At 53.9% G+C, this 5,398-nt stretch carries 6 protein-coding genes; 2 read left to right on the top strand and 4 right to left on the bottom strand.

All coding sequences use genetic code 11. From position 1 onward, the window contains the following. Both IB286_RS15165 and IB286_RS15160 read left to right on the top strand, forming a co-directional pair. Positions 1 to 747 (top strand): cation diffusion facilitator family transporter (locus IB286_RS15165; RefSeq protein ID WP_190766992.1); only part of this gene is annotated, 747 nt, incomplete at its 5' end. Positions 748 to 922: 175 nt separating this feature from the next. Further along, complete coding sequence (locus IB286_RS15160) at positions 923 to 1,927, top strand: DNA-binding protein (RefSeq protein WP_190766991.1); 1,005 nt, start codon at positions 923 to 925, stop codon at positions 1,925 to 1,927. 313 nt (positions 1,928 to 2,240) lie between these two features. Here the strand turns inward: IB286_RS15160 and IB286_RS15665 are convergent, their stop codons facing one another. The 4 genes from IB286_RS15665 to IB286_RS15145 all read right to left on the bottom strand — a co-directional run. Further along, entirely contained in the window at positions 2,241 to 2,423 is a 183-nt protein-coding gene (locus tag IB286_RS15665) for a wax ester/triacylglycerol synthase domain-containing protein (protein ID WP_317889780.1), read from the bottom strand. Next, positions 2,416 to 2,802 carry a wax ester/triacylglycerol synthase domain-containing protein gene (locus IB286_RS15155; RefSeq protein ID WP_263399093.1) on the bottom strand — a complete coding sequence of 129 codons (387 nt, stop codon included), beginning with the start codon at positions 2,800 to 2,802 and terminating at the stop codon, positions 2,416 to 2,418. The genes IB286_RS15665 and IB286_RS15155 overlap by 8 nt, the downstream gene beginning before the upstream one ends. A 9-nt stretch (positions 2,803 to 2,811) precedes the next feature. Beyond that, positions 2,812 to 4,386 (bottom strand): class I adenylate-forming enzyme family protein, encoded by a 1,575-nt coding sequence (locus IB286_RS15150; RefSeq protein WP_190766990.1) that lies wholly within the window; start codon positions 4,384 to 4,386, stop codon positions 2,812 to 2,814. A 12-nt stretch (positions 4,387 to 4,398) separates the two neighbouring features. Beyond that, positions 4,399 to 5,398, bottom strand: a 1,000-nt coding sequence (locus IB286_RS15145; protein WP_190766989.1) for an iron-containing alcohol dehydrogenase, incomplete at its 5' end; no start/stop codon positions are given.

The following is a 5,398-nucleotide window of genomic DNA, read 5'->3' as shown; positions in this document are numbered from 1 at the left end:
GCTGTCCACGATTTGGGAGATAGTTTATCGATTGGGCTAGCCTGGATATTGGCAAAACTTGGAAACAGGCCAGCGTCCCAAAATTTTTCATACGGTTATAAACGACTGTCATTATTAGGCTCACTGATTAACGGCATCGTTCTGATTGCTGGTTCAGCCTGGGTACTGTACCAATCCATTCCGCGTTTATCCGATCCGGAAATGCCGGTGACCGAAGGCATGCTGGCATTGTCGATTTTTGGTATTGCCGTGAACGGCTTTGCGGCATTCAAGCTCAGCAAAGGCAAGACCATGAATGAAAAAGTTCTCAATTGGCATTTGCTTGAAGACGTGCTCGGATGGGTGGCCGTTTTTGTTGTGTCGATCGTACTTATGTTTGTTGAATGGCCTATCCTGGACCCGATTCTGGCCATCGGATTTACCCTTTTTATATTGTTCAACGTATTACGTAATGTCGGTTCTACCTTAAAACTATTTTTGCAGGGTGTACCCGACAAAAACCTCGCTAAAAAAATTGAAAGCAAACTCAAATCGATCCCGGAGTTTCAAAGTTTTCACCATTTGCACTTGTGGTCACTTGATGGAGAGCACCATGTACTTACAGTGCATATTGAGCTAAATGCCAGTGTGTCGCTGGAAGATCAAAGAACTCTAAAGCAACGCTTGTCTCAGGAGCTGTCTGAATTCGATTTGAGTCATACCACGGTCGAATTTGAATTAGACAACGAGCATTGTCGAGATCAGTAGGGTGACACGCAAATGTACAGTTTTTTGTACCAGAACGATCAAAATTCACCATAACCTAAAATAAGTCTTGATTATTTAAAGTTATTTTAGTGTGTCATTTCTCAATTTCAGCATATAAAATAGTATGTATATACATGGTATGTAATACAGTACGAAATATACCGAGAGGTGAATTATGGCAAGAGGTGGGATTAATAAGGCGCTGGTATCCAACGCACGCGAAACCCTGATCAGCCGGGGCGAAAACCCCTCCATTGACGCAATACGAGTAGAGCTAGGCAATACCGGTTCAAAGTCTACTATTCATCGCTATTTGCGCGAGATCGAAGAAGAGGCGTCGGCTCGATTGGATGATGAGGAACTGCTCAGCCAGCCTATAAAAGAACTCGTCGTACGCCTCGCTTCAGTGCTTCGACAGGAGGCTCAGTCCCTGGTTGATGACCATCAAGCCACGCATCAAAGCCAGGTGAAGGCGCTAACCGATCGCCTTCAAGAACTCGAAAAATCGATTTCCAGCACAAACAACATATTAGAAGCAAAGGAGCTCGAGCTGAAAGCCGCGCTCTCCGATCTTGACGCCAGAAGGGCCTCCGAGGAAGCTTTAAAAGCCAGTGAAACCAAAGCCAATCAGGCGAATGAAAAGCTTCACGCGTTGTTAGTTGAGAAGCAGGCTCAGATCGAGTCTCTGGAAGAAAAGCATCGTCACAGCCGCGATGCGATGGAGCATTACCGGCATTCCGTTAAGGATCAGCGTGAGCAGGATCAGCGAAAACATGAGCACCAAGTACAGCAATTACAAGCGGAAATTAGGACCTTAAATCAAACGCTTTCTGTTAAGCAGGGTGATATCACGCAGCTGAACAAAGACAACGGAAGATTGGCAGCTGAGCTTGGTGCCACGCAGAAAACGGTTGCAAAACTGGAAGCTGAGCAACGCAAACTCACAACAAACCTGGAGTCGAAATCAGAAGAAGTCGAGTCGCTCAAAACCCAACTATCCGAGTTCGAAAACCAATCAGAGGAACTCGATAAACTTAAAAGGCTGAATGAAGAGCTACTCGCCTGGAAAGCCCAAGCGTCTGTTTCGATTGGCAAGCTGGAAACGGAAATCTCAATTAAGACAGAAATGATGAATCGTTTACTGGAAGAAAGAAGTAAAACCCCTGAAGCCAGTGGGTGACCTGCTGCTCTCAGTCTCAGTAGGGTATTTGCTCTTATCGCTGGCCACCTAAGGCGCTTCGCAGACCTTATTGCTGTTTTACGACAGAGAAGGCTCATACCCGGTCGGTCGTGTGATTTTAGCCCAAAGAGCAGGTGTAAATCGATAGCAGAAATCAATGTTATATCGAATTACGCATACCATGCGTAATTGCGCGTAATTTTCAAAAATTAGAGTGGTGCCAGGGGTTTGCATTTGAAGTGGCTAAATTTGGACGTTTTACCCGCACCTAATGACTGAATTTGGATATTTACAATAAAAACAGCAGGTTAGGCTAACTTTGGCGAATTTTTCCAGGATGACGGCCGACCCTCTTCTTACCCCGGGCATCGAGGTCGTGCAGGGCCCAGGTCAATTGTGCCGCCGCGGTGCCGTCTACGGCCGCGTGATGCATGCGGGTGAGGATGGCGAAGCTGCCCTTGGGCAGCCAGTCGATATTGTCCAGCCCCTCAACCACGTACATCTCCCACAGAGGGCGATTGAAATCGAAATGGGGGGGTGGTCAGGCGCGAGGCCATGATACAGAACTGCCGCCAGTCGCCGGGCTTGGGCAGGGCAACGTGGAACACGTGGTTCTCGATGCGGAAATTCTCATCTTCCACCCAGTAGGGATAGTCCAGGGACATCGGCACCTGCTTGAGCTTCTGGCGGAAGATCGGCGAGGTGGCGGTGCGCGATTCGATGTGTTTGAGGATTTCCTTGAAGCGCAGGTGGCCACCGCCGGGGATTGTGGACTGGTCGTATACATAGATCATGGTGCCGCCGGTACTGGCGCGGTCCGTGTCCAGATAGATGAAGGAGGCATCGAGCCCCGACAGTTGCTTGAGTTTGCTCATGTGCTGGGCTCACCCGACCTTGCGGCCGGCCTCCTCCCAGTATTTCTGGCGCACCTGCCGGCGCAGCACCTTGCCCACCACGCTAGTGGGTATCTCCTCAACGATTTCAACGGATTTGGGCGTCTTGTATCCGCCCAACTCGTTGCGTACGTGCTGGATAAGGGCCGCCTCTTCAACCTCGGCGCCTTCCTTGAGCATGACCTCGGCGTGCACCGATTCGCCCCACTCCTCATGAGGCACACCGACCACCGCGGACATGAGCACCGCCGGGTGGCTGTTAAGCGCGGATTCCACTTCGTTGGCGTAGATATTGAAGCCGCCACTGATAATCATGTCTTTCTTGCGATCGACAATATGAAAGAAGCCACGCTCGTCGATCCTGCCAATGTCGCCAGACTTCCAGAAGCCATCCTGGAACTCAGAAGCGGTCTGCTCCGGATTGCCAAAGTAGCCCGGCACAATGGCGCGGGAACGCAGCCAGATCTCGCCGGTCTCTCCCCGCGGCACCGGGTTGCCGTCGTCGTCCATGATCTCAAGCTCGGTGAAAGGCGCAGGCCGGCCGGCGGAGGCCAGGTGCGAATCATCGCCGTCCTCCACCAGGTGGTCGGCTTTGCTCATGGACAGGGCCACACCAAAGTGCTCGGTGGAGCCATAGACCTGAATGAAGTTGTTCCCAAAGGCCGCCTGCAGTTCCGCCAGCTTGGACGGGCTCATGGGGGCAGCACCGTAGTACATGTTTTCAATTGTCTTGAACCGCGCCCGACCCTTCTCGTCCATATCCAGCAGGCGGTACAGCAGGGTCGGCACGGCGAAACCGTTAGTGATCCGCTCGGCGGCGATATTGTCACACCAGGCATCCAGATCGGGCACATTCATGGTCACGGTACAACCGCCCTTGAACTGGGTCGGCGCAAACATCATGCCGCTGCCGTGGGTGATCGGCGCCAGGTGGATAAAGCGGGTCTCGGGGTTCCAGGCCGGATCCGGCAGGGCCCAGTAGGAGTCGCGACACGCCAGGTAGGTGTCCGCTGTGTACATGGCACACTTGCCACGCCCGGTAGTGCCACCGGTGAAGCGCATGATCACCACGTCGTCGCGATCGTCGATCACCACGTTGGGGTTGCTGTCGTCCACCTGCTCCAGCAGGTTCCAGAAATAGTGTACGCCCTGGTACTCTTTCTCCGGCTTGTCCATAGCCACGATGGTGACCTGGCGCTCGCGCAGCATGTCATAGTGGCTTTCCAGCAGGTCAGCCTCGATGAACACCACCTTGGCGCTGACCGTATCCACCTGGTATGTGTGATCATCCAGGCTGTCGCGGTAGTTGGTGTAGCACAGGGGGGTGCCGGCTTTTGCCGCGGTGAAAAAGTGCAACAGCGATGCGTTGTCGTTGTCCAGGATGATCACCGCGTTATCGCCGCGTTGCAGGTCCAGCTTGTGGCGCATCATATTGACGATGCGGTTGGTCAGCAGGTGGAACTCGCGGAAGGTATAACGGCGGCCGCGCTCGATGTTCACCAGAGCCTCGCGCTCTGAGAAAGCATCCGCAAGGCGCTCACTGATAGTGCTGAAATTTATTTTCATGGTGAGCTCTCCTTATGACCAGTTACAGACGCGGCGGCACACGGACTCAATGATTTCCATCGGGATTGGCAGGAACGCCGCGAGCGGGTCGCCGGCGATGGCCGCAACGATCTCGGACATTTTCGATGCGGGAATATCATGACGGGCAAAGTCCAGCGGGTGCCCCATCTGCACCAACAGCTCGCGAATAGCGGCGGCACAGGCGAGGACAGCATCCCTGCCCTCGCCTTCTACTCCGAACACCCCTTTCAGGCGGTCCGCCACCGGCACATAGAAATCGGGGAATTCTTCCATTACCACGGGTAGCAGTACGCCGTTGGCCTCACCGTGGTGAATATGGCAGACAGCGCCCAGAGCGTGAGCGAAATTGTGTATTGGCGACGCACCCAGATCATTCACCACCGAGTTACAGGCCATGGCGCTGGCGTTGAGCATGGCCTGGCGAGCGAGGACATCCGAGCCATCGGCGACCACCTTCGGCAGGTTTTCGAGGATGACTTTTGCGCTGGTCTCGGCGTGGGCCAGGGTGAAATGGTTCGTGTTGAGATGGCCCATGGTTTCAACTGCGTGGGTCAGGGCATCCATACCGGTGGCGGCCGTCAACATGGGCGGCAGGCCGGTGGTCATGTGCGCATCCAGTACAGCGATATCCGACTCCAGGTAGTTGCTGACGATCAGGTGCTTGATGCCCAGTTCCTTGTTGTAAATCACCGCGCCATTGGTCACTTCCGCACCGGTACCAGCAGTTGTGGGAACTGAGATATGGGGCACGCCCATATATTCCACTTCCGGCCAGTTCATCATTTTCACCGGGGACTTCAGCAACTGGTCCACGCTGTCCACCCCGTTGTACATGGCGAGCTTGACCAGTTTCACCGAGTCGAGCACGCTGCCGCCACCCACGGCCAGCAGGCCGTCGGCGCCAGTTGCCCGTGCCATCGCCAGACAGTCGTCGATACAGCCGGACTCCGCGTCCGGGGCGGTGTCGGTAAATACACCCGCCAGGCGAACG

The organism is Spongiibacter pelagi, from assembly GCF_014705705.1.
Taxonomy (GTDB): domain Bacteria; phylum Pseudomonadota; class Gammaproteobacteria; order Pseudomonadales; family Spongiibacteraceae; genus Spongiibacter; species Spongiibacter pelagi.
Note: the sequence above shows the minus strand (reverse complement) of the source record. Positions and strands in the feature narration are given on the sequence as shown.